General features: G+C 63.4%; 22 protein-coding genes. 7 read left to right on the forward strand and 15 right to left on the reverse strand.

The features are described 5' to 3' along the window. Window positions 1–97 precede the first annotated feature (97 nt). Window positions 98–613 (forward strand): hypothetical protein, encoded by a 516-nt coding sequence (locus tag DCO48_RS05265; protein ID WP_116549564.1) that lies wholly within the window; start codon window positions 98–100, stop codon window positions 611–613. Window positions 614–659: 46 nt separating this feature from the next. On the opposite strand, the gene DCO48_RS22555 is transcribed toward DCO48_RS05265, so the two are convergent. Then, complete coding sequence (locus DCO48_RS22555; RefSeq protein WP_133247590.1) at window positions 660–1,079, reverse strand: hypothetical protein; 420 nt, start codon at window positions 1,077–1,079, stop codon at window positions 660–662. A gap of 269 nt (window positions 1,080–1,348) precedes the next feature. On the opposite strand from DCO48_RS22555, the gene DCO48_RS05270 reads away from it, so the two are divergent. The 3 genes from DCO48_RS05270 to DCO48_RS22915 all read left to right on the forward strand — a co-directional run bounded on the left by DCO48_RS05270 (window position 1,349) and on the right by DCO48_RS22915 (window position 6,704). Beyond that, complete coding sequence (locus DCO48_RS05270; RefSeq protein WP_116549565.1) at window positions 1,349–2,452, forward strand: efflux RND transporter periplasmic adaptor subunit; 1,104 nt, start codon at window positions 1,349–1,351, stop codon at window positions 2,450–2,452. 6 nt (window positions 2,453–2,458) lie between these two features. Continuing rightward, window positions 2,459–5,524, forward strand: a complete 3,066-nt coding sequence (locus tag DCO48_RS05275; protein ID WP_116549566.1) for an efflux RND transporter permease subunit — start codon at window positions 2,459–2,461, stop codon at window positions 5,522–5,524. Window positions 5,525–5,651: 127 nt separating this feature from the next. Continuing rightward, window positions 5,652–6,704, forward strand: a complete 1,053-nt coding sequence (locus DCO48_RS22915; RefSeq protein WP_256583971.1) for an RHS repeat-associated core domain-containing protein — start codon at window positions 5,652–5,654, stop codon at window positions 6,702–6,704. 72 nt (window positions 6,705–6,776) lie between these two features. On the opposite strand, the gene DCO48_RS05285 is transcribed toward DCO48_RS22915, so the two are convergent. The 3 genes from DCO48_RS05285 to plsB all read right to left on the reverse strand — a co-directional run bounded on the left by DCO48_RS05285 (window position 6,777) and on the right by plsB (window position 10,476). Further along, window positions 6,777–7,466 carry a DUF4197 domain-containing protein gene (locus DCO48_RS05285; RefSeq protein ID WP_116549567.1) on the reverse strand — a complete coding sequence of 230 codons (690 nt, stop codon included), beginning with the start codon at window positions 7,464–7,466 and terminating at the stop codon, window positions 6,777–6,779. 33 nt (window positions 7,467–7,499) lie between these two features. Then, window positions 7,500–7,907 carry a YbaY family lipoprotein gene (locus tag DCO48_RS05290; RefSeq protein ID WP_116549568.1) on the reverse strand — a complete coding sequence of 136 codons (408 nt, stop codon included), beginning with the start codon at window positions 7,905–7,907 and terminating at the stop codon, window positions 7,500–7,502. Between the two features lie 82 nt (window positions 7,908–7,989). Continuing rightward, window positions 7,990–10,476: a glycerol-3-phosphate 1-O-acyltransferase PlsB gene (plsB, locus tag DCO48_RS05295; RefSeq protein ID WP_116549569.1), complete on the reverse strand. Its 2,487-nt coding sequence runs from the start codon at window positions 10,474–10,476 to the stop codon at window positions 7,990–7,992. A 223-nt stretch (window positions 10,477–10,699) separates the two neighbouring features. On the opposite strand from plsB, the gene DCO48_RS05300 reads away from it, so the two are divergent. After that, window positions 10,700–10,909, forward strand: a complete 210-nt coding sequence (locus tag DCO48_RS05300) for a cold-shock protein (RefSeq protein WP_116549570.1) — start codon at window positions 10,700–10,702, stop codon at window positions 10,907–10,909. 86 nt (window positions 10,910–10,995) lie between these two features. On the opposite strand, the gene DCO48_RS05305 is transcribed toward DCO48_RS05300, so the two are convergent. The 4 genes from DCO48_RS05305 to DCO48_RS05320 form a co-directional block, all read right to left on the reverse strand. Then, window positions 10,996–11,373, reverse strand: coding sequence for a hypothetical protein (locus DCO48_RS05305; RefSeq protein ID WP_116549571.1), 378 nt, complete (start codon window positions 11,371–11,373; stop codon window positions 10,996–10,998). A 19-nt stretch (window positions 11,374–11,392) separates the two neighbouring features. After that, the gene (locus DCO48_RS05310) at window positions 11,393–12,205 is read right to left on the reverse strand and encodes a putative RNA methyltransferase (protein ID WP_116549572.1); all 813 of its coding nucleotides are present in this window, start codon (window positions 12,203–12,205) and stop codon (window positions 11,393–11,395) included. Further along, on the reverse strand, window positions 12,205–13,356 hold the full coding sequence (dapE, locus tag DCO48_RS05315; protein ID WP_116549573.1) for a succinyl-diaminopimelate desuccinylase: 1,152 nt from the start codon (window positions 13,354–13,356) through the stop codon (window positions 12,205–12,207). The genes DCO48_RS05310 and dapE overlap by 1 nt, the downstream gene beginning before the upstream one ends. Before the next feature lie 219 nt (window positions 13,357–13,575). Then, the gene (locus tag DCO48_RS05320) at window positions 13,576–16,167 is read right to left on the reverse strand and encodes a glycosyltransferase (RefSeq protein WP_116549574.1); all 2,592 of its coding nucleotides are present in this window, start codon (window positions 16,165–16,167) and stop codon (window positions 13,576–13,578) included. A 151-nt stretch (window positions 16,168–16,318) separates the two neighbouring features. On the opposite strand from DCO48_RS05320, the gene tcdA reads away from it, so the two are divergent. Then, a complete protein-coding gene (tcdA, locus tag DCO48_RS05325) occupies window positions 16,319–17,143 on the forward strand; it encodes a tRNA cyclic N6-threonylcarbamoyladenosine(37) synthase TcdA (protein ID WP_116549575.1) in 825 nt (274 codons plus the stop codon). Here the strand turns inward: tcdA and DCO48_RS05330 are convergent. The 4 genes from DCO48_RS05330 to DCO48_RS05345 are packed head-to-tail and all read right to left on the reverse strand — an operon-like array spanning window position 17,122 to window position 20,209. Further along, a complete protein-coding gene (locus tag DCO48_RS05330; RefSeq protein ID WP_116549576.1) occupies window positions 17,122–17,532 on the reverse strand; it encodes a SufE family protein in 411 nt (136 codons plus the stop codon). The genes tcdA and DCO48_RS05330 overlap by 22 nt on opposite strands. Beyond that, window positions 17,529–18,734 (reverse strand): aminotransferase class V-fold PLP-dependent enzyme, encoded by a 1,206-nt coding sequence (locus DCO48_RS05335; protein WP_116549577.1) that lies wholly within the window; start codon window positions 18,732–18,734, stop codon window positions 17,529–17,531. Before DCO48_RS05335 ends, DCO48_RS05330 begins: the two co-directional genes overlap by 4 nt. A 54-nt stretch (window positions 18,735–18,788) precedes the next feature. Further along, window positions 18,789–19,823, reverse strand: coding sequence for a 2,3,4,5-tetrahydropyridine-2,6-dicarboxylate N-succinyltransferase (gene dapD / locus DCO48_RS05340; RefSeq protein WP_116549578.1), 1,035 nt, complete (start codon window positions 19,821–19,823; stop codon window positions 18,789–18,791). Between the two features lie 38 nt (window positions 19,824–19,861). Further along, entirely contained in the window at window positions 19,862–20,209 is a 348-nt protein-coding gene (locus DCO48_RS05345; protein WP_116549579.1) for an ArsC family reductase, read from the reverse strand. A gap of 336 nt (window positions 20,210–20,545) precedes the next feature. Here DCO48_RS05345 and DCO48_RS05350 point away from each other — a divergent pair, with 336 nt between their 5' ends. After that, window positions 20,546–22,204 carry a Na+/H+ antiporter gene (locus DCO48_RS05350; RefSeq protein WP_116549580.1) on the forward strand — a complete coding sequence of 553 codons (1,659 nt, stop codon included), beginning with the start codon at window positions 20,546–20,548 and terminating at the stop codon, window positions 22,202–22,204. Window positions 22,205–22,291: 87 nt separating this feature from the next. Here DCO48_RS05350 and DCO48_RS05355 read toward each other — a convergent pair whose 3' ends face one another. From DCO48_RS05355 to DCO48_RS05365, 3 genes are all read right to left on the reverse strand, one after another. Further along, entirely contained in the window at window positions 22,292–22,516 is a 225-nt protein-coding gene (locus tag DCO48_RS05355) for an EF-hand domain-containing protein (RefSeq protein WP_116549581.1), read from the reverse strand. Between the two features lie 195 nt (window positions 22,517–22,711). Next, on the reverse strand, window positions 22,712–23,905 hold the full coding sequence (dapC, locus tag DCO48_RS05360; protein ID WP_116549582.1) for a succinyldiaminopimelate transaminase: 1,194 nt from the start codon (window positions 23,903–23,905) through the stop codon (window positions 22,712–22,714). Window positions 23,906–23,928: 23 nt separating this feature from the next. Beyond that, the gene (locus DCO48_RS05365) at window positions 23,929–26,631 is read right to left on the reverse strand and encodes a [protein-PII] uridylyltransferase (RefSeq protein WP_116549583.1); all 2,703 of its coding nucleotides are present in this window, start codon (window positions 26,629–26,631) and stop codon (window positions 23,929–23,931) included. Window positions 26,632–26,650 lie beyond the last annotated feature (19 nt).

Consider the following 26,650-nt stretch of genomic DNA (forward strand, 5'->3'; position numbering starts at 1 on the left):
TACATCGCAAAAGCTTCCGCAGCGCACCAGCGAATAAATGCGCTGCGTAAGCCTCATACGTTGGATCTCGTACTGTATATAGAATGGAGCACAACTAATGATAACGGCTGACTATGTAAGAGCCACCCTCACCAAACAGTGGGATGGCAATGTCATTCAGAACCCGAATATGGTGAGCAACGAGTTCAGTTATACAGATCAGAGCAAGGATGATGCTGCGCTAACACTCCGGCTTGTGGACAGTCAGAGGATCAATGATTTGAAAGAGTATTTGAGTGCGTACGACTTCACTAATGTCAGTACAAATGACTTGAGGAACATTGGAGATCGTCTCTATGAAAATGGACTCATTGACGACCACGTGCGCGGGATGCTCGCGAGCGGTAGAGGTGCGTTCGATATCAATGGTCATCAGACGCACATGGATGAAAAATTCAATGCGATTGCGCTGTTTTATGAGGACCTGCAGGGGACGATGGAAAGCTTGAGTGATGATCCTACAACCTGTGGAGATGTATTGAATATTTCGAAAAAAACCAATCAGGTCCTTAACGCGATGGCCTATTTTTCGAAGTCGACGCGAAGTGATCTGTCTGTCAGGGAGACAGCGTAACTTGAATGGCACCCGCCGCGGTGCCGCGCGGCGGGGCATTTGGTTATCAGTGGCCGTAGGTGACGGTACCGGTATAGAGCGATGCAGCGTTCGAACTGCCACGTTGACGAATTCGGTAAGTGCCGAGCTCACCGACTTTGTAGTAAGAGGTGGCGGTGTTGGTTGGGCCTGCTACCCTTTTCCAGTGTCCTTCAGCTAACTGATCGATATACATATCGGGTGGCGATCCTGCGCCCGACGCCTTGACAGTTAGTTCGATCAGCGTATTCAAACATGTCGAGCCTATTGTGAATGGGCCATACGCTGTGGTATCGGCTACCTGGGTCGATCCACTGTAGGTATTCCTGATGTTCGTACAGGCCGAGGCCTGGGCCGACAGCAGCAGCGAAGCCACGATCGACGACAGCAGCCAGTGAGTGCGCCGACGGGCGCGGGGACAGGTGGTTTGGCTGACAATACGGGTCATAGGGAGCTTTCCTTTTAAGGTTTCAGGGATGCCTCCATGGCACCCTGGACCTTACTGAAACCCACCCCCCCTGTATGTCGGAGCTTTCCGAGCGTGAGAAAAATCTCCCCATGAATTGGTCGGCCCGCCGTTCTCCCTCGCTGCGATCCTCCCGTTTCCCATCAGGCCAAGAACCCTTCTCATCGCCCGTCTTCCCGCCACCGCTTCGCTGATTTAATATACCCATCAGTATAAATATTCGAAGTGCCATTCGCGAAAGGTCATTCATCATGTTGCGCCATGCCTTGCCCCTCGCTTTGCCCCTCACCCTGGGCCTGTTGCTGACTGCCTGCGGGCAGGAAAGCGCCGCCCCCGTCGCCATCCGCCCGGCCATGGTGGTGCAGCCGCAACCGGCTACCGCCGCCGTCGACAGCTACCCCGGCGAGGTGCGTGCGCGCTTCGAGCCGGAGCTGGCGTTCCGTATCGGCGGCAAAGTCAGCCGGCGGCTGGTCGAGGAGGGGCAGCGGGTCAAGGCCAACCAGGCCCTGGCCGAGCTGGACCCGCAAGACGTGCGTCTGCAACTGGAGGCCAGCCGTGCCCAGGTGGCCGCTGCCGAAGCCAACCTGAGCCTGGTGAAGGCCGAACGCGATCGCTACAAGACCCTGCTCGACAAGCAGATGGTCAGCCACTCCGCCTACGACAACGCCGAGAACCTCTATCGCGCCGGCCTCGCGCGCCTCAAGCAGGTGCGCGCCGAGTTCGACGTGGCCGGCAACCAGACCGAATACGCGGTGCTGCGGGCCACCCAGGACGGTGTCGTGGCCAAGCGCCAGGTGGAAGTCGGCCAGGTGGTCGCCGCCGGGCAGACGGTGTTCACCGTGGCCACCGACGGCGAGCGCGAAGTGCTGATCAGCCTGCCAGAGCAGAACTTCGGTCGCTTCAAGGTCGGCCAGCCGGTGCAGGTCGAGCTGTGGTCGCAGCCCGATGCGCGCTTCGCCGGGCGCATCCGCGAACTGTCGCCGGCCGCCGACCCGCGCTCGCGCACCTTCGCAGCGCGCATTGCCTTCAACGCTGGCAAGGTGCCGGCGGAGCTGGGGCAAAGCGCGCGGGTGTTCATTGCCCACGCCGAGCAGGTGCCCCTGGCGGTGCCGCTGTCGGCGCTCAGCGCCGAGAACGGCCAGACCTACGTCTGGCGGGTCGATGCCAACAACACCCTCAAGCGCACCCCGGTGCGGGTGGGTGCCTACGGCGAAAAAACCGTGCCGGTACTCGAAGGGCTGAATGCGTCGGACTGGGTAGTGGCTGCTGGCGGCCATGTGCTGCACGAAGGCGAACAGGTACGGCCGGTGGACCAGTCCAATCGCGTGGTGAATCTGGCGGCTAACAAGGAGTAAGTCCCGATGGGTTTCAACCTTTCCGCCTGGGCGCTGCGCAATCGCCAGATCGTACTGTTCCTGATGATCCTGCTGGCCGTGGTCGGCGCACTGTCCTACACCAAACTGGGCCAGAGCGAAGACCCGCCATTCACCTTCAAGGCCATGGTTATCCGCGTGAACTGGCCGGGCGCCAGTGCCGAGGAAGTCTCGCGGCAGGTCACCGAGCGCATCGAAAAAAAGCTGATGGAGACCGGCGAGTACGAACGGATCGTCTCGTTTTCCCGGCCGGGTGAATCCCAGGTCACCTTCATGGCCCGCGATTCGCTGCATTCCAAGGACATTCCCGAGCTCTGGTACCAGATCCGCAAGAAGGTCGCGGACATCCGCCACACCCTACCGCCGGGGGTTCAGGGGCCATTCTTCAATGACGAGTTCGGCACTACCTTCGGCAATATCTATGCGCTGACCGGCGCCGGCTTCGATTACGCGGTGCTCAAGGACTACGCCGACCGCATCCAGATCCAGTTGCAGCGGGTCAAGGATGTCGGCAAGGTCGAGCTGATCGGCCTGCAGGACGAAAAGATCTGGATCGAGCTGTCCAACCTCAAGCTGGCGACCCTCGGCCTGCCCCTGGCCGCAGTCCAGAAGGCCCTGGAAGAGCAGAACGCGGTGAGCACCGCAGGCTTCTTCGAAACCCCCAGCGAACGCCTGCAACTGCGGGTGAGCGGGCGCTTCGAAACGGTCGAGCAGATCGAGCAGTTCCCGATCCGGGTTGGCGACCGTACCTTCCACATCGGCGATGTGGCCAAGGTGTACCGTGGCTTCAACGATCCACCGGCACCGCGCATGCGCTTCATGGGCGAAGATGCCATCGGCCTGGCCGTGTCTATGAAGCCGGGCGGCGACATCCTGGTGCTGGGCAAGGCCCTGGAGACCGAGTTCGCCCGGGTCGGGCATAACCTGCCAGCGGGCATGGAACTGCGCAAGGTGTCCGACCAGCCGGCCGCGGTGAAGACCGGTGTCGGCGAGTTCGTCCAGGTGCTGGTCGAGGCGCTGGCTATCGTCCTGCTGGTGAGTTTCTTCTCGCTGGGCATGCGCACCGGGCTGGTGGTCGCCCTGGCGATTCCGCTGGTGCTGGCGATGACCTTCGCCACCATGTATTACCTGGGCATCGGCCTGCACAAGATTTCCCTCGGTGCCCTGGTACTGGCGCTGGGCCTGCTGGTGGACGACGCGATCATTGCCGTGGAAATGATGGCGATCAAGATGGAGCAGGGTTTCGACCGCTTCAAGGCGGCCAGCTACGCCTGGACCAGCACGGCCTTCCCGATGCTCACCGGTACCCTGATTACTGCGGCCGGCTTCCTGCCGATTGCCACTGCGCAGTCGGGTACCGGTGAGTACACCCGCTCGATCTTCCAGGTGGTGACCATCGCCTTGCTCGCCTCGTGGATTGCCGCGGTGGTGTTCGTGCCGTACCTGGGCGAGCGGCTGCTACCCGACCTGGCCAAGCTGCACGCGCAAAAGCACGGCAGCCACGACGGTGCGCCGGACCCTTACAGCACGCCGTTCTACCAGCGCGTGCGGCGTCTGGTGGGCTGGTGCGTGGAGCGACGCAAGACCGTGATCGTGCTGACCCTGGCGCTGTTCATCGGCAGCATCGCGCTGTTCCGCTTTGTGCCGCAGCAGTTCTTCCCGGCCTCCGGACGGCTGGAACTGATGGTCGACCTGAAGCTGGCCGAAGGTGCGTCGCTGAGCAACACCGCCGAGCAGGTCAAGCGCCTCGAAGCACTGCTCAAGGAGCGCGCCGGCATCGACAACTATGTGGCATACGTCGGCACCGGTTCACCGCGTTTCTACCTGCCGCTGGACCAGCAGTTGCCGGCGGCGAGCTTTGCCCAGTTCGTGGTGCTGGCCAAGAGCATCGAGGAGCGCGAAGCGCTGCGCAGTTGGCTGATCGGCACGCTCAACGAGCAGTTCCCCACGCTGCGCTCGCGGGTCACGCGTCTGGAGAACGGCCCGCCGGTCGGCTACCCGGTGCAGTTCCGGGTCACCGGCGAGCACATCGAGCAGGTGCGGGCGTTGGCGCGCAAGGTCGCCGCCAAGGTGCGCGAGAACCCGCATGTGGCCAACGTGCACCTGGACTGGGAAGAGCCGAGCAAGGTGGTCTACTTGAATATCGACCAGGAGCGCGCACGAGCCCTTGGGGTAAGTACGGCGAACCTGTCGAGCTTCCTGCAAAGCTCGCTGACCGGGTCGAGTGTCAGCCAGTACCGCGAGGACAACGAACTGATCGAGATCCTCCTGCGTGGCACGCCGAAGGAGCGCACCGAGCTGTCGGCGCTGCCGAGCCTGGCGGTGCCGACTGACAATGGCCAGAGCGTGGCCTTGGCGCAGATCGCGACACTGGAATATGGCTTCGAGGAAGGCATTATCTGGCACCGCAACCGTCTGCCGAACGTGACCGTGCGTGCGGACATCTACGGCAAGGAGCAACCGGCGACCCTGGTGCAGCAGATCCTGCCGACGCTGGAGCCGGTGCGTGCCGAGTTGCCGGAGGGTTACCTGCTGGAGGTGGGCGGGACGGTGGAGGATGCCACGCGCGGACAGAAGTCGGTGAATGCCGGGGTGCCACTGTTCATCGTGGTGGTGCTGACCTTGCTGATGCTGCAGTTGCGCAGCTTCTCGCGCACGGTGATGGTGTTCCTCACGGCGCCGCTGGGGTTGATCGGGGTGACTTTGTTCCTGCTGGTGTTCCGCCAGCCATTCGGCTTTGTGGCGATGCTGGGGACGATTGCTCTGTCGGGGATGATCATGCGCAACTCGGTGATCCTGGTCGATCAGATCGAGCAGGATATCGCCGCCGGGCTGGACCGTTGGCAGGCGATCATCGAGGCCACGGTACGGCGCTTCCGGCCGATCGTGCTGACTGCGTTGGCGGCGGTGCTGGCAATGATTCCGCTGTCGCGCAGTGTGTTCTTCGGGCCAATGGCGGTGGCGATCATGGGCGGCTTGATCGTGGCGACGGCGCTGACGCTGCTGTTCTTGCCGGCGCTGTATGCGGCCTGGTTCAGGGTGAAGAAAGAGTGAGATGGGTTTGCCGGCCTCATTGCGCAATGAGGTCGGCAGGCGCGTGACCTGTCATTTATGCCAGTAGCGCTATCCGATCAGCTCGATACAGTGCTTGGCAAACCCCGTCGCCATGAGGTGAGCCAGCATGAGCAAACGATTCTGTTCCTACACCTATGATTCGATCGATCGCGTGGCAGAACAAACGTTGCCCTTGAACTCGCCACTGCTGAAGTTCTATCAGGATGCGCGCTTGGGCACTGAGTTAGAAGCGGGGCGGCAGCGTCGCTTTTTCCATGGCGAAGGGCTGACCCTGGCGCACCGCGAGCAATATGGCGAACGTCTGGATACAGCCTTGCTGGCCGCCGTCACGCACGGTACGCCGACGGTGTTGCTGACGAAAACCGGCCTGTATCCACAGGTCTTTTCCCCGTATGGCGTGCCCGGCCCACTGTTCAGTCGCGCGGGTTTCAACGGCGAGCAGCCCGACCCGGTAACTGGCCATTATCCGCTGGGTAATGGCTACCGGTGTTTCAATCCGATGCTTATGCGCTTCAACAGCCCGGACAGCTGGAGCCCCTTTGGCAAGGGGGGGATGAATGCCTATGCGTATGGGCGCGGCGATCCGGTCAATTACGCTGACCCGTCAGGGCACTCGCCGGTTGGCAAATTTGTTGGCAAGTACCTTAGGGAAATTGTTTCTAGAACAATAAAAAAGTCAGGTTCAGGCAAGGTAAAAAAACAGGAAGTCAGATGGCGCAAGCTCAATGAGCCAGCTTCTTTGAAAGTGCAGAGTGCACAGAAGTTGCAGGGCACACAGTTCGAGGAACTGCGTAATGATTTCCCGGCGCTTTCTTCTTCTGCCAGAAAGCTGGTGCCGAGCGAGAGAGTTTATCCATTCCTCACCGGCCCGCAGGTCAACAATTATCCGCGATCCCTGCCGTCCATTCCGCCCCACGAGCTGGTTAAGCTGGCGGCGGATCAGCCGTTCGACATAACGGACTTTGCTTCGTTTCACGCCGCTTCGAAAAACTACAAGTCCGAGATCTTCTTCGATGGGGTTTTCGGTGTGGACACGTTCTCACGGCTAAAAGCAGGAACGAATCTCACGCTTGCCCAGCGAAATACCCGGCTGCAAATGCAGATGGATATCGAGAGTGCCCGGATCCGCGATGCACTGCCCCCGCCGGCGATGCCATAGCATCAATGATTACATTGCGCAGGGTTTGCCGGACGCCTCGCGGGACAAGCCCCGCGAGGCGTCATCAGGCGTTTACAGTGCGCCAAATACCTTCTTGGCCAGGCTGGTAGCTGCCGCAGCCGGGTTCTCGCGAATTGCCGCTTCCTGCTTGCCGATCATCTCGAACAGGCCATTGAGCGCCTGCTCGGTCACGTAACCCTCGACGTTGGCATTCTTCGCATCCAGCACCCCGAGGCTCGCCGCTTGACCGGCAAAGCTGTTGTACTGCTGGGCCAGGCCGACCTTGTCGGTGGCCTGCTTGACGATCGGCAGGAACTTCGCCCGAATCTGCTCACGGCTGGACTTGCTCAGGTACGCCGTCGCCGACTCGTTGCCGCCGCTGAGAATGCCCTTGGCATCTTCCACCGTCATCTTTTTCACCGCATCCACCAGCAACGCCTGCGCCTGCGGCACTGCCGCCTCCGCCGCCTGGTTCATGCTGGCTTCAAGCTGCTCGACCTGAGCGCCCATGCCGAACTTCTTCATGGCCTTGGCCGCCTTGCCGAGGTTACCTGGCAACTCGATCCGCACATCCGGGTTGGCACTGAAACCACCTGGCACACCCAATTGCTTAACGGCAATTTGCGCGCCTTGGGTCAGCGCGTCTTTCAAACCGCCGGTGGCATCTTTTTGCGACAAATCGCTGAGCGACAGTGCCAGGGCGCTGGCCGACAGCAGCAGGCCGGCACACAGGCCGGTGAAGGTTAGAGCGGGACGAAACATGGCAGCTTCCTTATCGGGAGTGAAGGCAAACAATCAACGAACGGCGTCGACCTTGATCCGCAGCGGTTGAACATCGCTGCCATCGAGCTGTACACCGTGGTGTTCGGTGTTGATGAACAGCAGTTTGCCGTCCAGCTCGATGCGCGCGCTCACCGCATAACGGTGGCCCGGCTTGATTTGCGCCGGGTCGTAGGCAAGGTGGAAGGCCAGCGGCACCTGGCCTTTGACCGGGCCGTTCTGGCTGGCCAGGGTCACCGCCGGGGCGTCCATCAGCGAGACGTCCTGCAGGCTTACGCTGAGCGTCGCCGACGGCGGCAGGGCAATGCGTTGCAGGTAGAACACTTCACCGTCGAGGCTGGCCTTGGGCGGAGCAGCGGTGGTGCAGGCAGCCAGCAGGGCGCCCAGCACGGAACCGCAAATGGCCAGGGTCAATTTCTTCATTACGTTCTCCTTAACACGAGCGCCGCCAGGACGACGCCCGTTTTCACATGAGCAGTGGGTAGTGGGTAAAGGCCAGTATGGCCTATGCGGGCGTATCGCCATGCTCGTCGTTGCGGTGCAGCGCCACCTGCCGGATCGACAGGCGCACCTCCGCCGAGAGCACGCGCTTGGCCGCGCCTTCGGCCAGCTCGCTGAGCTTTTCATGGTAGCCGAGCTTGCCGGCCGCATCCGGGCGCAGGACGCCCTGCTCGATCTGGGTCTGGATGAAATGACGGAACAGGCTCTTGTCGAAGAATTCCGGTGCATTCAGCCCATGCAGGATCGACAGGCGCTGGGCCATGACCACGCAGAGGTCTTCCAGCTCTTCGGCGCTCAGCGTGTGCTGGCCGCTGTTGAGCAGCAAGGCAGTGGCCATGTAGAAACGCTGCAGGGTCTGGGTAATGGCGCGGGCCAGCAGGGTCAGCAGCACGAACTGCCGCGAGCTCGGTGCCGGGCGCAGGTACACGCCGTTCTCGAAACGCAGCAGGCCTTGTTCGACGAAGGCCTCCAGCCACTGGTCGATGACCCCGTCGAGGTCTTCCGGCGCCCAACGCAGGAACAGCTCCGATTGCAGGTACGGGTACAGCGCGCGGGTGTATTGCAGGATCTGTTCGCGGCTCATCCGCGAGCTGCTCTGGAAGAAGCTCGCCAGCAACGCCGGCAGGGCGAAGATGTGCAGGACGTTGTTGCGGTAATAGGTCATCAGGACCGCATTCTGCTCGTCCAGGTAGAGGATCCGCCCGAGGGCGTCCTGTTGCTCGGCGAGCAGGTCCATGCCGCGCACGTGGCTGATCAGCGCCAGGCCGTCGCCCTCGGGCAGGGTGGTGTGCGGCGAGTACGGCACCTTGCGCAGCAGCGCCAGGTACAGGTTCAGCACCCGCGCCAGGGCGCGTTCGTCGAGGGCCAGGCGGGTGGTCGAGAGCAGCGCCAGGGCCACCAGGTTGACCGGGTTGATCGCGGCCGCCTCGTTGAGGTGCTGGGCCACCTTTTCGCCCAGGCGCGAGGTGGTTTCGTTGAGCCAGGCCGGGCGGTACTGCGCGCCATGCTCCTGCTCGCGCCAGCCAGGTTGCTGCTGGTCGAGGAACTGGCCGAGACGGATCGGCTCGCCGAAGTTCACCGCGACCTGGCCGAAGCGCTGCTTGAGCGCACCGATGACCTTGAAGATGTCGAAGATCGACTCCTTCTTCTTGCTGGCGCCGCGCAGTTCGCCGAGGTAGGTACGGCCTTCGAGCACGCGCTCATAGCCGATGTACACCGGCACGAAGACGATCGGCGTACGCGAGGAGCGCAGGTAGCTGCGCAGGGTGATCGCGAGCATGCCGGTTTTCGGTTGCAGCATGCGCCCGGTGCGCGAACGCCCGCCCTCGACGAAGTACTCCACCGGGAAACCCTTGGTGAACAGCGTGTGCAGGTATTCGTTGAACACCGCGGTGTACAGCGGGTTGCCCTTGAACGTGCGGCGCATGAAAAACGCCCCGCCACGGCGCAGCAGGCCGCCGATCACCGGCATGTTGAGGTTGATCCCGGCGGCGATGTGCGGCGGGGTCAGGCCGTTGCGGAACAGCAGGTAGGACAGCAGCAGGTAATCGATGTGGCTGCGGTGGCACGGCACATAGATCACCTCGTGCCCGGGGGCGATGGCCTGCACGTGCTCGATGTGGTTGACCTTGATGCCGTCGTAGATCTTGTTCCAGAACCAGCTCAGCACCACTTCGAGGAAGCGGATGGCGGTGTAGGTGTAGTCCGAGGCGATCTCGTTGCCATAGCGCAGCGCGGTGGCTTCGGCCTTGGCCAGCGGGATCTTCTCGCGTTCGGCCTCGTCGGCAATCGCCTGGCGCACCAGTGGGTCGTGGACCAGGCCCTTGACCAGGTTGCGTCGGTGCGAGATGTCCGGGCCGATCACGGCGGTTTTCAGGTTGCGAAAGTGTACCCGCAGCAGGCGCTGGGCCATGCGCACGGTGCGTTCATGCCCCTTGTTGTGATCGACCAGCTCGCGCAGGTGAATCGGCGCCGAGAACTGCACGCGGGTCTTGCGCCCCAGCATCAGGATGGTCAGCAGCCGACGCAGGCGCCCGGTGACCGCCCAACTGTCGGCAAACAGCAGCTTCCACGGGCTCGATTCGCTGGCTGGCGACTGGCCCCAGAACACGCTCACGGGGATGATCTGCGCATCCTGCTCCGGGTGCTGGCTGACTGCGTTGACCAGCCGCGCCAGGCTTGGCGGTGCGCCGCGCTTGTCCTGGCGGCCGAACCAGTCGGGTTCGGGGGTCAGGTAGAAGAACGCGGCCGGCTCCATCAGTGTGCCGACGGAAACGGGCAGTACCGGACGTGGCAGCCCTGCCTTGGTGCACTCACGGTCGAGGACTGCCAGGTCGGTGAGCGACGGCGATTGCAGGGCGTAGAACACCGGCCGGCTACGGTCCAGGTTCAGGGTGAAGGACGACTGGTTAATGGTCTCGGAGCGAACCCACAGGTACAACAGGCGGCGCAGGCCGCCGAAAATCAGGCGGCGCAGAGGTGAACGGGTCATACAGTGTGTGCTCTGGATAATAAATTCGAGTACTTGCTCGGTAGGTTAGTGTGCCGTATCCGCGCAAGTTCAGCAAAAACCGGCCCGGTCATAAAAAATATTTCCTGGCTGTCTTATACTCGGTCCGCCACTTGCAGGCGTATTCGGCAAGCGGCGTAAACGGAGGGCCGGAGTGCCCTGCGTGAACAAGGCGATTCCAAAATAAAAACCCGGAGTAGTTCAGATGTCGTCTCGTGAGACTGGAAGTGTTAAGTGGTTCAATGACGCCAAAGGTTATGGCTTCATTCAACGTGAAGGCGGGGCGGATGTCTTCGTTCACTACCGCGCGATCCGCGGTGAGGGGCATCGCACCCTGATCGAAGGGCAACAGGTCGAATACAACCTCACCCAGGGCCAAAAAGGCCTGCAGGCTGAAGACGTTGTAGGGCTCTAAAGCTGCAAGCTTGAAGCTTCAAGCTGCAAGAAGACCGTGCGCTCTTGCAGTTTGAAGCTAGCAACCTCCTTGTAGCTTGCAGCGGCTTAGTGCGTACGCCAGGTGATTTCTTCCTCACCGTCGGCGCTGATGCGGATCCAGCGATCGGCATCGTCTTCACCTTCTTCCTCGACCCAGGTGCCTGGTGCGCAACGCACTTCGACGTTGAGCGCAGCAAAGGCCGCGCGGGCGCAGGCGATGTCGTCGTCCCACGGGGTCTTGTCACTTTCCAGGTACAGGCTGTTCCATTTCCCTACAGCTTTCGGTAACCAGGTAACAGCAATGCCGCCGGCAAGGCACTTCCAGGTCTGGCCCTTCTGTGTCCATTCGCTGCACGGACCGAGGGCGGCACCGAGCCAGGTGGCGATCTGCTTATGATCGACGTCGGCGTCCTTCAGGTAGATCTCGATATCGGGTTGGCGCATGGGGTTCTCCAGGTGCGGCTCAGTCTTGCAGCACAAAATAATCGTAACGCATCGATACGGTCACCTCGAAAGGCTCCGCCTGTTCGATGACGCACCTGCGTTTTTCCGCACTGGCGCGCCAGCCGTGCGGGGTCATCGCCAGCAGGTTGGCGCGGTCGACCGGGGAGGCCAGGCTCAGGGCGAAGCTCAGGGTTTCGCTGTGCGCGTGGAGCATGCCCGCCGGGACCAGGGCCAGGTGTTTGTCGTCGGCGTAGTCGCGCACTTCGTCGTAGAGCTGCTCGCGCAGTTCCATCAGATGGCCGCTGGTCGGTCCGACGCGCATCAGGCCGCCGCCGGTGCTGAGCAGGCGCTTGGCTTCCTGCCAGTCGAGCGGGCTGAAGACGCTGGCGAGGAACTGGCAACTGGCGTCGGCCAGCGGCACGCGGGCCATGCTCGCCACCAGCCAGCTCAGTGCCGGGTTGCGCCGGCAGGCACGCTTGACCGCCTCGCGGGAGATGTCCAGGGCATAGCCGTCGGCCTGCGGCAGGGCCTCGGCGATCTGCGCGGTGTAGTAACCCTCGCCGCAGCCAATGTCGAGCCAGCGGCCCGGCGCGCGCTCGGCCGCCAGTTCCGCCAGGCGCCGGGCCACCGGGGCATAATGCCCGGCATTGAGGAAGTCGCGGCGGGCCTCGACCATGGCCTGGTTGTCGCCGGGGTCGCGGCTGTTCTTGTGTTGCACTGGCAGCAGGTTCAGGTAACCCTGGCGGGCACGGTCGAAACGGTGCCCGGCGAGGCAGGCGACACCGTTATCGGCCGCGCTCAGCGCGGCGCTGCAGATCGGGCAGATGAGCATCAGGCAAGCAGCCGGGTCAGGGTCTGGTAGTAGATCTCGGTCAGCACGTCGAGGTCGCTGGCCAGGATCCGCTCGTTGACCTGGTGAATGGTCGCGTTCACCGGGCCCAGCTCGACGACCTGGGTGCCGAGGGTGGCGATGAAGCGCCCGTCCGAGGTGCCACCACTGGTCGAGGCCTGGGTTTCGCGGCCGGTGACGGCTTTGATGCTGGCCGAGACGGCGTCCAGCAGGGCGCCCGGCTCGGTCAGGAACGGCAGGCCGGACAGCGCCCAGTCGATGCTCCAGTCCAACTGGTGCTTGTCGAGGATCGCCGCGACGCGGGCTTGCAGGCCTTCGACGGTGGATTCGGTGGAGAAGCGGAAGTTGAACAGCGCGGTCAGCTCGCCGGGTACCACGTTGGTGGCGCCGGTGCCGGCGTTCAGGTTGGAGATCTGGAAGCTGGTGGGCGGGAAGAACGCATTGCCTTCGTCCCAGTGTTCGGCTGCCAGCTCCGCCAGGGCCGGCGCGGCCAGGTGGATCGGGTTTTTCGCCAGGTGCGGGTAGGCCACGTGGCCTTGCTTGCCGCGAACCGTCAGCTTGGCGCCGAGCGAGCCGCGGCGGCCGTTCTTGACCACATCGCCGACCAGGGTGGTGCTCGACGGCTCACCGACGATGCACCAGTCCAGGCGCTCCTTGCGCGCTGCCAGGCGTTCGACCACGGCCTTGGTGCCGTGGTGGGCCGGGCCTTCTTCGTCGCTGGTGATCAGGAAGGCGACCTTGCCCTTGTGGTGCGGGTAGTCGGCGACGAAGCGCTCGGTGGCGACCACCATGGCCGCCAGACTGCCTTTCATGTCGGCGGCACCACGCCCGCAGAGCATGCCGTCGGCGTCGATCAGCGCGTCGAACGGGTCGTTCTGCCAGGCGTGCACCGGGCCGGTGGGCACCACGTCGGTGTGCCCGGCGAAGCACAGTACCGGACCGTCCTGGGTACCGTGGGTGGCCCAGAAGTTGTCGACGTCTTCGATGCGCATCGGTTCGAGGCTGAAGCCAGCATCGCCCAGGCGCTGCATCATCTGTTTCTGGCAGTCGAAGTCGAGCGGGGTCACCGAAGGGCGGCGGATCAGGTCGCAGGCCAGTTCAAGGGTAGGCGAGAGGTCGGCTGGGGCCGTCATGAAAGACTCCGGGGGACAAGGCTGGGGTACGGGTGAGGGGGCGTTATCTTATAGCAAAAAGTACCCTGTAGGCGCTGGCTTGCCTGCGATCTGCTGCGAAGCAGCAGCAAAAACAGCCAATTGGCAGTGCCAGAAACAACGTGGTTGCAGCTTTTACGAGCGCTTCGCACTCGCTCGCAGGCAAGCCAGCTACAGGGGCCAGCTTGCCTGCAACGGGGCTCAGGCGGCAGGTGTCTCTTCAGGTGCCGGCTGAGGCTTGGGCAGCGACGACAGCAGTGCCATCACCAGCGCCGCCAGGTACGGCAACGACTGCACCAGCAGCATGGCCACCCAGAAGCGCATGTCGTTGCTCGGCAGACCCTGTACCAGGTAGATCCCGGCCGCAGCGCCCCACAGCAGCAGCATGATGAACAGCTCCTCCCGCGCTTCCGACAGGGCCACCAGCACGCCGTGGCTGTCGGCATTCTTCGGGGTGCGGAAGAACGGAATGCTGCTGGTGAAGAAGCCGTACAGCACGGCCTTGGCAATCGTGTGCGACAGCGCCAGCCCGGCCAGCGCCGCGGCAAACGCGTCCTTCATGTTCACCCCCACCGCGCGCCGGTAGAGGAAGACGATCTTGCCGACCTTGAACACGAACAGCGCCAGTGGCGGGATGGCGAAGATCAGCAGCGGCGGGTCGACCCGCTGCGGCACGATGATCATCGCCGCCGACCACAACAGCGCACCGACGGTGAAGAAGATGTTCATGCCATCGGCAATCCACGGCAGCCAGCCGGCCAGGAAGTGGTAGCGCTGGCCACGGGTCAGCTCCGAATCCTTGCCGCGCAACAGGCTGGCGGCATGCCGCTTGATGATCTGGATCGCGCCATAGGCCCAGCGGAAGCGCTGCTTCTTGAAGTCGATGAAGGTATCGGGCATCAGGCCCTTGCCGTAGCTCTCATGCGAGTAGGCCGCCGAGTAACCTTTCTCGAATACCCGCAGGCCCAGCTCGGCGTCTTCGCAGATACACCAGTCGGCCCAGCCCAGCTCTTCGAGCACCGAACGGCGGGTCATGGTCATGGTGCCGTGCTGGATGATCGCGTCGCGGTCGTTGCGGGTAACCATGCCGATATGGAAGAAGCCCTTGTACTCCGAGTAGCAGAGCTTCTTGAAGGTGCTTTCGTGCTGGTCGCGGTAATCCTGCGGCGACTGCACCACGGCGATTTTCGGGTCGGCGAAGTGCGGCACCATGTGCTTGAGCCAGTTGCGGTCGACGCAGTAGTCCGAGTCGATCACCGCAATCACCTCGGCATCCTTGGCCGTGTGCGGAATCAGGTAGTTCAGCGCGCCGCCCTTGAAACCGGCCAGGGGCGAGACGTGGAAGAACTTGAAGCGCTCGCCGAGCATCTCGCAATGCGCCTTGATCGGCTCCCAGACGGCCGGGTCCTTGGTGTTGTTGTCGATGATCAGGACTTCGTAGTCCGGATAATCCAGGGCAGCTAGGGCGTTGAGGGTCTGTTTGACCATCTCCGGCGGCTCGTTGTAGCACGGCACATGCACCGAGACTTTCGGTCGGTAGGCGCTGTCGGCCTGTACCGGCAGGAACAGCCGTCGACGCTTGTGCGTCCACACCGCCTCGGCCAGTTCGTGGGCCTCGGTAAGCAAGACGATGAACACCCCGAGTGCACCGAGGGCGAGCAAAAAGCCCACGGTCAGGCTGAACCAGGTGCTGTATTGCTGGCTGTAGTCGTAGCCGATCCAGACCAGCACCGAACCGCAGAGGAACGCGGTGAAGGTCAGGAAGGTCCGCCCGCGCTGACGCAGCGCCGAGCCGTCGATCAGCAGCAGGGTCAGCGAGAGCATCGCCAGCACCACCGAGCCGACTGCCAGCACCCGCCATTGCGGGATCGCCACCACCGGGCCTTCGAAGTTGAACTTCTGCTGCCGGGCCGCGTTGAACACGCCCCAGTAAGCGCCCACCGAGCCTTCGTCGCTGGCCTTCCACGGCTGGTCGTAGGCTTCGATCACGAAGTAGTTGTAGCCCTGGCGGTTGAGCTTGTTGACCAGCGTGCGCAGGTAGATTGCCTGGTCCGCCTGGGTGGCGTCGGCACCGCCGCGCATGCGGCCGTTGCTCGGCCAGCCGACCTCGGACAGCAGCAGCGGTTTACGCGGGAACAGGTGTTTCATGTCGCGGGCGCGGTCGAGCACGAACTGCCCGGCATCCTTCATCGGGATGAACTCCCAGTACGGCAGGATGTGCGCGGCGATCAGGTCGACGTGCTTGCCCAGTTCCGGGTGTTCCTTCCAGATGTGCCACTGCTCACTGGTGGTGACCGGCACCTTGACCGCCGCGCGCACGCGGTCGAGGTACTGGATCAGCGCCTCGGGGGTGATTTCCTTGCGGAACAGCGCTTCGTTACCGACCATCACCCGCACCACGCTGCGCGAGGTGTTGGCCAGTTCGATGGCTTTCTGGATTTCGCGCTCGTTGCGCTCCTGGTCGGGGCTGATCCACACGCCCAGGGTGACGCGCAGGCCGAACTCTTCGGCCAGCCTTGGAATCTCCGCCTGGGTGCCTTCGACGGTATAGATGCGGATGCTGTCGGTCAGTTTGCTCAACTGCTCGAGGTCCTGGCGGATCTCGTCCTCGGTTGGGTACTGGCCCTTTTGTGGGCTCTCGCCGAGGCGGAACGGCGAATAGGAGAAACCGGAGATCTGTTCCGGCCAGTTGGGGGCGGAGACCGGGCGGTTGATGAGCGCCCAGAACCCGGTGAATAGCGCGGCAATTGCCATGACTATCACCAGGTTGATACCAAATTTACGCGATGACATAGACGTTTCGGGTTCCGAAAGGGTTGCTCGGGACATTAAAGCAGGATTACAACGGCCATTACTAATGTGGATAGACCGCGCGCGGTCTGTTACGTGCTGTCATCGGGCGCCGAGCGGCCTATAATGCGCGCCGGTTTTTTAGGGTTGCGTCATGAGTACAGAAGATCCACGCTTTGCCGGCGTTGCCCGGTTGTATGGCCAGGAAGGCCTGCAGCGCTTGCGCGCGGCCCATGTGGCCATCGTCGGGATCGGCGGTGTCGGCTCGTGGGCGGCTGAAGCCATTGCTCGCAGCGGGGTTGGCGAAATCTCGTTGTTCGACCTCGACGACGTCTGCGTGAGCAACACCAATCGTCAGTTGCACGCGCTGGAAGGTAATGTCGGCCGGGCCAAGGTCGAAGTGACCGCCGAGCGCCTGCGCGCGATCAACCCGGATTGCACGGTGCATGCGGTAAGCGATTTCGTTACCCGCGAGACCATGGCCGAGTACATCAGCGAAGACCTCGACTTCGTCATCGACTGCATCGACAGCGTGATGGCCAAGGCCGCGCTGATCGCCTGGTGCAAGCGCCGCAAGATCGGCATCATCACCACCGGCGGTGCCGGCGGGCAGATCGACCCGACGCAGATCCAGGTGGTCGACCTCAACCGCACGGTCAACGACCCGCTGGCTTCGCGGGTGCGTTCGACCCTGCGTCGCGACTACAACTTCTCGCGCACCGTTACCCGTAACTACGGCGTGCCCTGCGTGTATTCCACCGAGCAGCTGCGCTATCCGAAGCCGGATGGCGGGGTGTGCCTGCAGAAGCGTTTTGTCGGCGAGGGGGTGAAGCTGGACTGTGCCGGCGGGTTTGGCGCGGTGATGATGGTAACGGCGACCTTCGGCATGGTCGCCGCCACCAAGGCCGTCGACAAGCTGGTGGCCGGCACCCGCCGGCCTTCGGAACGGCAGAAGCCTCAGTCGCCGGCGGCGAGCTGAGCCATCCGTTGCAGTACTGCATTCAGGCCGTTGCTGCGCGACGGTGAGAGCTGCCGGCCAAGGCCGAGCTGCTCGAACCAGGCTGCCAGGTCGAGCTGCAACAGCTCGGCGCTGGACAGGTCCTCGACCCGCACCAGCAACAGCGCCAGCAGGCCGCGTAGCAGGCGGGCGTCGCTGCTGGCGCGGAACTGCCAGCGGCCGTCGTGCTGTTCGGCCAGCAACCAGACCTTGCTTTCGCAGCCGTGTACCCGGTGCGGCTCGGTTTTTTCCGCTTCGCTCAAGGGCGCCAGGCGCTCGCCCCATTGCATCAGCAGGCGCGCACGTTGTTCCCAGCCGGCGCTGCCGGTGAACTGATCGAGGGCCTCGGCGGCGCCGTCCGGCAGGCTCATCGCAACAGCTCCAGGGCTTGGTCGAGTGCGCCAAAGAAGCGCTGCAGGTCGTCCGAGTCGTTGTACAGCGCCAGCGATACCCGTACCGCGCCGTCCAGACCGAGGCTGCCGAGCAGCGGCATGGCGCAGTGATGGCCGGCCCGCACGGCAATGCCCTGTTCGGTGAGCAGGTGGGCGAGGTCGGCGTTGTGCACGTCGTCGACCACGAAGCTGGCCAGGGCCAGCTCCGGTTCGCCGAGCACGCGGATACCGTCGCGATCGTGCAGGCCGCGCAGCAGATGGCGGTGCAGCGCGGCTTCATGTTCCAGCAGCGCGCACGGGTCGAGGCTGGCCAGGTAGTCGAGGCTGGCGCCCAGGCCGATCACGCTGGCAATCGGCGGCGTGCCGGCTTCGAAGCCGAGCGGGGCAGGGCGGAAGCTTGCTTGCTGGTAACCGGCCAGCTGGACCATTTCGCCGCCGAACTGCCAATGGCGCAGGCGGGCCAGCGCTTCGCTGCGGCCGTAGAGCACGCCGAGGCCGTCCGGGCCGTACAGCTTGTGGCTGGAAAACACGTAGAAGTCGCAGCCAAGTTGGTGCACATCGTGGCGGCCGTGGACGATGCCCTGGGCGCCGTCGACCACGCTAAGTGCGCCCTGGGCGCGGGCATGGTCGAGCAGCGCGTGCAGCGGTTGCCAGGTGCCGAGCACGTTGGACAGCTGACTGACCGCCAGCAGGCGGGTGCGCGGGCCGATCAGTTGCAGGGCAGCGTCGAGGTCGATATGTCCGCGACCGTCGAGCGGCAGGATCACCAACTTGAGGCCCTTGCGCTGGGCCAGTTGCTGCCAGGGCAACAGGTTGGCGTGGTGCTCCAGGGCACTGACAGCGATTTCCTCGCCGGCTTCGAACAGGTGTTCAAGGCCATAGGCCAGGAGGTTCAGCGCCGAAGTGGCACCGTGGCTGAAGACGATCTGCTGGGCGTCGCTGGCGTTCAGCCAGCCGGCGACCTTCTCGCGGGTGGCTTCGAAGGCCTGGGTGGCCAGCGCACCGGGCAAATGCTGGGCGCGGTGCACATTGGCGGCACCGTGACCGTAATAGTGGCTCAAGGCATCGAGCAGGGCTTGCGGTTTTTGCGTGGTGGCAGCGTTGTCCAGGTAGGTCTGGTGCTGGCGTTGCAGAGCGGCGATGGCCGGAAAGTCGGCGCGCCACGGAGAGGGCTGGAACATGATGTCGGGACCTGAGTATCGGGTCTGGCGATGTGCCAGACCCGATCGTACCACTTAGTTGTGGGCGTGCAGAGCTTCGTTCAGCTCGATGGCCGACTTGTGGGTTTTGCATTCCACTGCGCCGGTCACCGAGTTGCGGCGGAACAGCAGGTCTGGCTGGCCAGCCAGGTCGCGCGCCTTGACCACTTTGACCAGTTGGTTCTGCTCGTCGAGCAGGGCCACCTTGGTGCCGGCGGTCACGTACAGGCCGGACTCGACGGTGTTGCGGTCGCCCAGGGGGATACCGATACCGGCGTTGGCGCCGATCAGGCAGCCTTCGCCGACCTTGATCACGATGTTGCCGCCACCGGACAGGGTGCCCATGGTCGAGCAGCCGCCGCCCAGGTCCGAACCCTTGCCGACGAAGACGCCGGCGGAAACGCGGCCTTCGATCATGCCTGGGCCTTCGGTGCCGGCGTTAAAGTTGACGAAGCCTTCGTGCATGATCGTGGTGCCTTCGCCGATGTAGGCGCCCAGGCGGACACGGGCGCTGTCGGCGATACGCACGCCGGCTGGCACGACGTAGTCGGTCATTTTCGGGAACTTGTCCACCGAAAACACTTCCAGCAGCTCGCCTTTGAGGCGGGCTTCCAGTTGCTGGCCGGCCAGTTCGTTCAGGTCGACTGCACCCTGGCTGGTCCAGGCCACGTTCGGCAGCAGCGGGAAGATCCCGGCCAGGTTCAGGCCGTGCGGCTTGACCAGGCGGTGCGAGAGCAGGTGCAGCTTGAGGTAGGCTTCCGGGGTGGAGGTCAGGGCGGCGTCTTCGGCCAGCAGGGTGACCACCAGCGGCTTGTTGCTTTCGGCCAGGCGGGTCAGCAGGGCGTTCTGTACGGCATCGATGCCCTTGACCGCGTCGGCCAGCTGCGCGGCTTGCGCGTTGCTGAAGGCGATGGCCTGGTTGCCGCCTTCATAACCGAGGATCGGCGCGATGGCGGCGACCAGCTCGGCAGACGGCTTGAGCAGTGGCTGAGCGTAGAAGACTTCCAGCCAGGCGCCTTGGCGGTTCTGGGTGCCGACACCGAAGGCCAGGCTGAACAGGGAAGTGGACATGCAGTTACCTCTTGCGAAATTGAGTGAATTCGTCGGGCTCAGCGCAGGGCTGCCGCGTACAGGTCCGGCTTGAAGCCGACCAGGGTCTTGTCGCCAAGGTCGAGTACCGGACGCTTGATCATCGACGGCTGGGCCAGCATCAGCTCGACGGCCTTGGCCTGGTCGAGGTCGGCCTTCTGGGTGTCGTCGAGTTTGCGGAAGGTGGTGCCGGCACGGTTCAGGATGACCTGCCAGCCGTGCTCGTCGCACCAGCGGTTGAGGCTGTCGCGGTCGATGCCCTGGGCCTTGTAGTCGTGGAAATCGTAGCCAATGGCCTGCTCTTCAAGCCAGGTCCGGGCCTTTTTCATCGTGTCACAGGCTTTGATGCCGTAAAGAGTGTAAGCCATTGAACGTTAAGGGCTGCCGGACATTGCCAGAACGGCCCCGAGACTCCTCGAAGAATGGGTGGGCTGGATTATGCGGTATCCCCGGACCCGGCGCCACGGTTGTGGCAGCCCGGCCGACCCGAGGGGCATACGCGCCAGGGTAGCGCAGGCATGTGACGGTGCGGTGTGGGCGAATCTGTGTAGCATGGTGTTACATAATCCCCGGTGGTCTGCGACTTTTGTGCAGCGGCCTGCTCGGCGCCAGAGCCGCTAACATGTGCCGTCAATGGCAATGCTCTGGCCATCCGGTGGGCGCTGTCGTTGCGCGCTTTCGACATTGAACAGGAAACCCGCCGTATGCAGTCAGCCTATACCGTCCTCATTCTGCTGATGCTGGTGAGTGTCTCGAAACTGCTCGGGCGCCTGATCCCGTTGCCCCTGCCGCTGGTGCAGATCGCTGCCGGGGCCTTGCTGGCCTGGCCGACCCTGGGGCTGCACGTGGCCCTCGACCCCGAGTTGTTCCTCTTCCTGTTTCTGCCGCCGCTGCTGTTCTCCGATGGCTGGCGCATGCCCAAGCGCGAGCTGTGGCGCATGCGTGGGCCGATCCTGACCATGGCGGTCGGGCTGGTGCTGTTTACCGTGGTTGGCGCCGGCTACTTCATTCACTGGATTTTGCCGAGCATTCCGCTGCCGGTGGCCTTCGCCCTGGCTGCCGTGCTGTCGCCGACCGACGCCGTGGCCGTGTCGGCGATTGCCCAGGACCGCCTGCCAACGCCGATCATGCGCATGCTGCAGGGGGAGGCGCTGATGAACGACGCCTCGGGCCTGGTGACCTTCAAGTTCGCCCTGGCGGCGGCGATCACCGGGGTGTTCTCGCTGGCTGAGGCCAGCCTGGCCTTTGTCCTGGTGGCGCTCGGCGGCCTGGCCATTGGCGTGGCCCTGAGCTGGCTGGTCGGGCGGTTGCGGGCGTGGATGATCGCCCGCGGCTGGGACGACCCGGCCACCCATGTGGTGTTCATGTTGCTGCTGCCGTTCGCTGCCTACGTTCTGGCCGAACGCCTGGGTGCCTCGGGCATTCTCTCGGCGGTCGCGGCGGGGATGATGCAGAGCTGGCTCGACCTGCTGCCGCGGCAGACCAGCACGCGGATTCTCAACCGCAGCGTCTGGTCGCTGCTGGAGTTTGCCTTCAATGGGCTGATCTTCCTGCTACTGGGCTTGCAGTTGCCGGACATCATCAAAGCCGTCACCAGCCACGAAGCCTCGTTGTGGCCGACTCTGGCCTGGCGTTGCCTGGAGGTGCTGGCGATCTTCCTGGTGCTGGTGGCCTTGCGCTTTATCTGGGTGCAGAGCATCTGGCGGCTGATCGGCGTGCTGCGCCGCTGGCGCGGCAAGGGTGAGCTGGTGCTATTGCCGAATGCGCGCTCGGCCTGGTTGCTGACCGTGGGCGGGGTGCGCGGGGCGGTGACCCTGGCCGGTGTGATGTCGATTCCGCTGTTGATCGGCGTGGGCAAGGATTTCCCCGAGCGGGATCTGCTGATCTTCATCGCGGCGGGAGTGATTCTGTTGTCGCTGGTGGCGGCGTGCCTGACCTTGCCGTTGCTGTTGCGCGGGGTGCTGAAAAGCCCGGACGATGCCTTGCGCCATGAGGTGCAGCAGGCCTGGAAGCTGACGGCCGAAGCGGCGATCCGGGCGCTGGAGGCCGAGGAGGTGATGGAGCCGACGCCCGCTCAGGATGCGGCTCAGGTGGCGGCGCAGGCGTCCTTGGCGACTGAATTGAAAGCACGCTTGATGGCCGAGTATCGGCATCAGTTGGAGGTGTTCAACGATAGCGAAGAGGCCCAGGCACTGGCCGAACAGATGGACCTGCTGGAGCGTCGCTTGCGTTTGCGCGCACTCAAGGCGCAACGGTTGGAGCTGTATAACCTGCGGCGGCGCGATCAGATTGGCGATGATGTGTTGCGCGAGGTGCTGGGGGAGCTGGACCTGAGTGAGGCGAACCTGGGGCAGGTGAAATAGGGCTGCGGTGCAGCCCGTCACCGGCAAGGCCGGCTCCCACAGTGGCGGGTGGATGCTGGTTCTGTGGGAGCGGGCTTCGCAGTGTTATTAAAAAATGTTTAATCGAAGAGCGTTTAGGTATTCTTCCGCCGAGATGTTGTCGTCTTTGTTCACATTGATGAAGCGCACGACCATTTCCACGGCAGCTTCCGTAAAGTCTTGTTTTGTCATGTAGTCTGTAAATTCGCTGAGTGACGTTTTCCCGTCATTATTCGCGTCCATTTTTTTCAGGATCGCTTTTACATCGTCCAGTGTCACTTCCTGATTAGCCATGATGCATCTCCTGGGAAATCGGCATCGTCGATGCCGCTGCCAGAACAGAATTACTCAGTCATCTGGCAGTGACAACTGATAGAAATGTCAGTTGCGCCAAGCGAAATAGTGCTGTTGTACTTGGGAATGGCAAGGCCGGCACACATGGGATCGGTGGCGACTATTCCCTGTGAGTCGGCCTTGCCGGCGATGCTTTTAGCGTTCTACAAAGGCCCGAATCCGCTGCGCAGCTTCAACGCACTCCGCCAGCGGCGCAACCAGCGCCAGGCGCACGCGACCAGCACCCGGGTTGACCCCGTCGACGTCCCGTGACAGGTACGAGCCCGGCACCACGGTGACATGCTGTTGCGCGAACAGGTCACGGCAGAACGCCGCGTCGTCGCCCTTCACCTTGGGCCACAGGTAGAAGCCGCCGTCCGGCTTCTTCACCTCCAGCACCGGGCCGAGAATCTCCAGCACCGCGTCGAACTTCTCACGGTACAGGTCGCGGTTGGCCAGCACGTGCGCCTCATCGTCCCATGCGGCAATACTGGCCAGCTGGGTTTGCACCGGCATCGCGCAGCCGTGGTAGGTGCGGTACAGCAGGAACGCCTTGAGGATCTCGGCGTCACCCGCGACAAAGCCCGAACGCAGGCCCGGCAGGTTGGAACGCTTGGACAGGCTATGGAACACCACGCAACGCTTGAAGTCGCTACGGCCCAGCTCGACGCAGGCGCTCAGTAGCCCGGGGGGTGGGGTTTGTTCGTCGAAGTACAGCTCGCTGTAACATTCGTCGGCGGCAATCACGAAGTCGTGCTCGTCGGCCAGCGCGATCAGCTTCTTCAGGGTTTCCACCGGCACCAGGGCCCCGGTCGGGTTGCCCGGCGAGCACAGGAACAGGATCTGGCAGCGCTGCCAGATCTCGGCCGGCACCGCGTCGAAGTCCGGGTTGAAGCCGTTCTGGTCCAGGCAGGGCAGGTAGTGCGGTTGCGCCCCGGCGAGGAACGCCGCGCCTTCGTAGATCTGGTAGAACGGGTTCGGGCTGACGATCAGCGCGTCCTCGCCCCGGTTGACCACTGCCTGGGTGAACGAGAACAGCGCCTCGCGGGTGCCATTCACCGGCAGCACGTGGCGCGCCGCGTCCAGCCAGCCGGCCGGTACGCCAAAGCGCCGTTCGCACCAGTGCACGATCGATTCGCGCAGGGCCGGCAGGCCGAGGGTGGTCGGGTACACCGCCATCTTGTCCAGGTTGTCGCTCAAGGCCTTGGCCACAAAGGCTGGCGAGGCATGCTTCGGCTCACCGATCGACAGGGCGATGGCGCGTTTGTCCGCCGCCGGGGTCACGCTGCCGAGCAGCGCGCGCAGTTTCTCGAATGGGTAGGGCTGAAGCTGGTTCAAAGCGTTGTTCATCGGCGCAAGGTCTCTTCAAACGGTCAAATGGTCAGGCGGGTCATCTCGACCCCGGAGGCCTGGTCGACACGCAACTGCTCGACGATCGCATCCTGCAAGCGACTGCACAGCTGAGGGTCGGAAAGCGGCTGGTTGTCGGCATCGGTGATGAAGAACACGTCTTCCACGCGCTCGCCAAGGGTCGCAATCTTGGCGTTCTGCAACGACAGGTCGAATTCCAGGAAAATCTTGCCGATCCGCGCCAGCAGGCCCGGACGGTCCGGTGCACTGAGCTCAAGGATGGTCACCGGACGCTGGGCGTCGTTGAGGATGGTCACCTGCGGGGCAAAGTTGAAGTGCTTGAGCTGGCGTGGCACCCGGCGCTGGATGATCGTCGGGTAGTCGTCCGGATTGCGCAGGGCCTCGGTCAGGCCGTCGCGGATCTGCTTGACCCGCTGCGGGTTGTTGCCGATCGAACCACCGTCGTTGTCGAGCACGATGTAGGTGTCGAGGGTGAACTGGCTGCTTGAGGTGATGATCCGCGCATCGTGAATGTTCAGGTTCAGCTGGTCCATCGCCGCCACGGTCACGGCAAAGAAGTCGTGCTGGTCGGGGGCATAGATGAAGATCTGCGTGCCACCCTCGAACTCGCGCTGGGTCGTCTCCTTGATCAGCACCAGCGGCCCGCCGTCGGCCGGCTGCTGGAGGATCGCATCGGAGTGCCAGGCCACGTCGGCGGCGGTATGACGCAGGAAGTAGTCATCGCCCAGTTGCGCCCAGAGCTGTTCGACGTCGTCCGGGTCGGTGCCTTCGCGCACGAGGATGTCGAGTGCCGCGCTCTGCGTCTGGCGGATCTGTTCTTCACGGTCCAGCGGGTTTTCCAGGCCGCGGCGCAGGGCACGCTTGGTCTCGGTGAACAGCTGGCGCAGCAGGCTGGCCCGCCAGGAGTTCCACAGGCTGGGGTTGGTGGCGTTGATGTCGGCCACGGTCAGCACATAGAGGTAGTCCAGGTGCACCTGGTCGCCGACCCGTTGGGCGAAGTCGTGGATCACCTGCGGGTCGGAGAGGTCCTTGCGCTGGGCGGTGGTCGACATCACCAGGTGGTTCTCCACCAGCCAGACGATCAGCCGGCTGTCCCAGGCGGGCAACTGGTGGCGCGCGCAGAATGCTTGCGCGTCGATGGCGCCAAGCTCCGAGTGGTCGCCCTGACGGCCCTTGCCGATATCGTGGTAGAGCCCGGCCAGGTAGATCAGCTCGGGCTTGGGCAGGCGGCCCATGAGCTTGCTGGCCAGCGGGAATTTTTCCGATACCGGGGTGTACTGCAGTTTGCGCAGGTGCTTGATCAGGTTCAGCGTGTGCGCGTCGACCGTATAGATGTGGAACAGGTCGTGCTGCATCTGCCCGACGATCAGGCCGAACTCCGGCAGGTAGCGGCCGAGAATGCCGTAGCGGTTCATCCGTCGCAGGTTGCGGTGGATGCCGATTTCGCACTTGAACAGCTCGATGAACAGGCTGGTGTTGCGAATATCGTTGCGGAAGTTGTCGTCGATCAGGTGCCGGTGCTCGCGCAGCAGGCGGATGGTGTCGGCGCGCACGCCCTTGATTTCAGGGTGCTGGGCCATCAGCACGAAAATTTCGAGCATGGCGAACGGGGTGCGCTTGAACACGTTGGTGCGCACCGCTTCGATGTAGCCGTCATGCAGCTGGAAACGCGGGTTCAGCGGCTGCGTGCTGCTGGCGCTGTCATCGGCGAGGATCAACTCCTCGAAGTGCTGGACGATCAGGTCGCTGAGCTCGGCAATGCTCATCACCACCCGGTAGTACTGCTGCATGAACTGCTCGATGGCGCGCTTGGGGTTGTCGTCGGCGAACCCCAGCAGCGCAGCGATACTGCGCTGGTGATCGAACAGTAGACGGTCTTCGGCGCGGCCGGCGAGCATGTGCAGGGCGTAGCGGACCTTCCAGAGGAACTCCTGCGAGGCCGCCAGCAGGTTGTTTTCGCTTTCCAGCAGGAAGCCTTCGTCGGCCAGGGCGTGCAGGTTCAGCGTGCCGTACTGGCGGCGGGCGATCCACAGCACGGTCTGGATGTCGCGCAGGCCGCCTGGGGAACCCTTGACGTTGGGTTCCAGGTTGTATTCGGTGTCGTTGTACTTGTGGTGCCGGGCCTTTTGCTCGGCACGCTTGGCCAGGAAGAATTCCTTGCTCGGCCACATCTGCGCGGTGCTGGTGACGTCGAGCATGCGCTGGCGCAGGCTTTCCGGGCCGCAGATGGTACGGCTTTCCATCAGGTTGGTGACCACCGTCAGGTCGGCGCGGGCCTGCTCGGCGCATTCGTCCACCGAGCGCACGCTCTGCCCGACTTCCAGGCCGATGTCCCAGAGCAGGGTGAGGAAGCGCTCGATCGACTCGCGAAACACTTCGTGGTCGGCGTTGTCGAGCAGGATCAGCAGGTCGATGTCGGAGTAGGGGTGCAGCTCGCCGCGCCCATAGCCGCCAACCGCGACCAGGGCGATGCTGGCCTGGCCGCTCCAGTTGAACTGGTTCCAGGCTTGTTGCAGGATGTTATCGACGAACCAGGCGCGATCCTCGATCAGGCGGCGGATCTCGCGACCGCCGCGAAACCGTGCATCAAGCACTTCCCGGGCCTGGCGAATGGCTTTCTTGAAGGCCGCGATAGGGCTTGCCTTGAGCGCCAGTTCCGCCTGGAACTGGCCGCGGTCGAACAGCTCGGGATCCACTTGGGGCATCGAAAACGTTCCTGGTCAG

Origin of the sequence: Pseudomonas sp. SDI, assembly GCF_003105155.1 — a bacterium.
Classification (GTDB): domain Bacteria; phylum Pseudomonadota; class Gammaproteobacteria; order Pseudomonadales; family Pseudomonadaceae; genus Aquipseudomonas.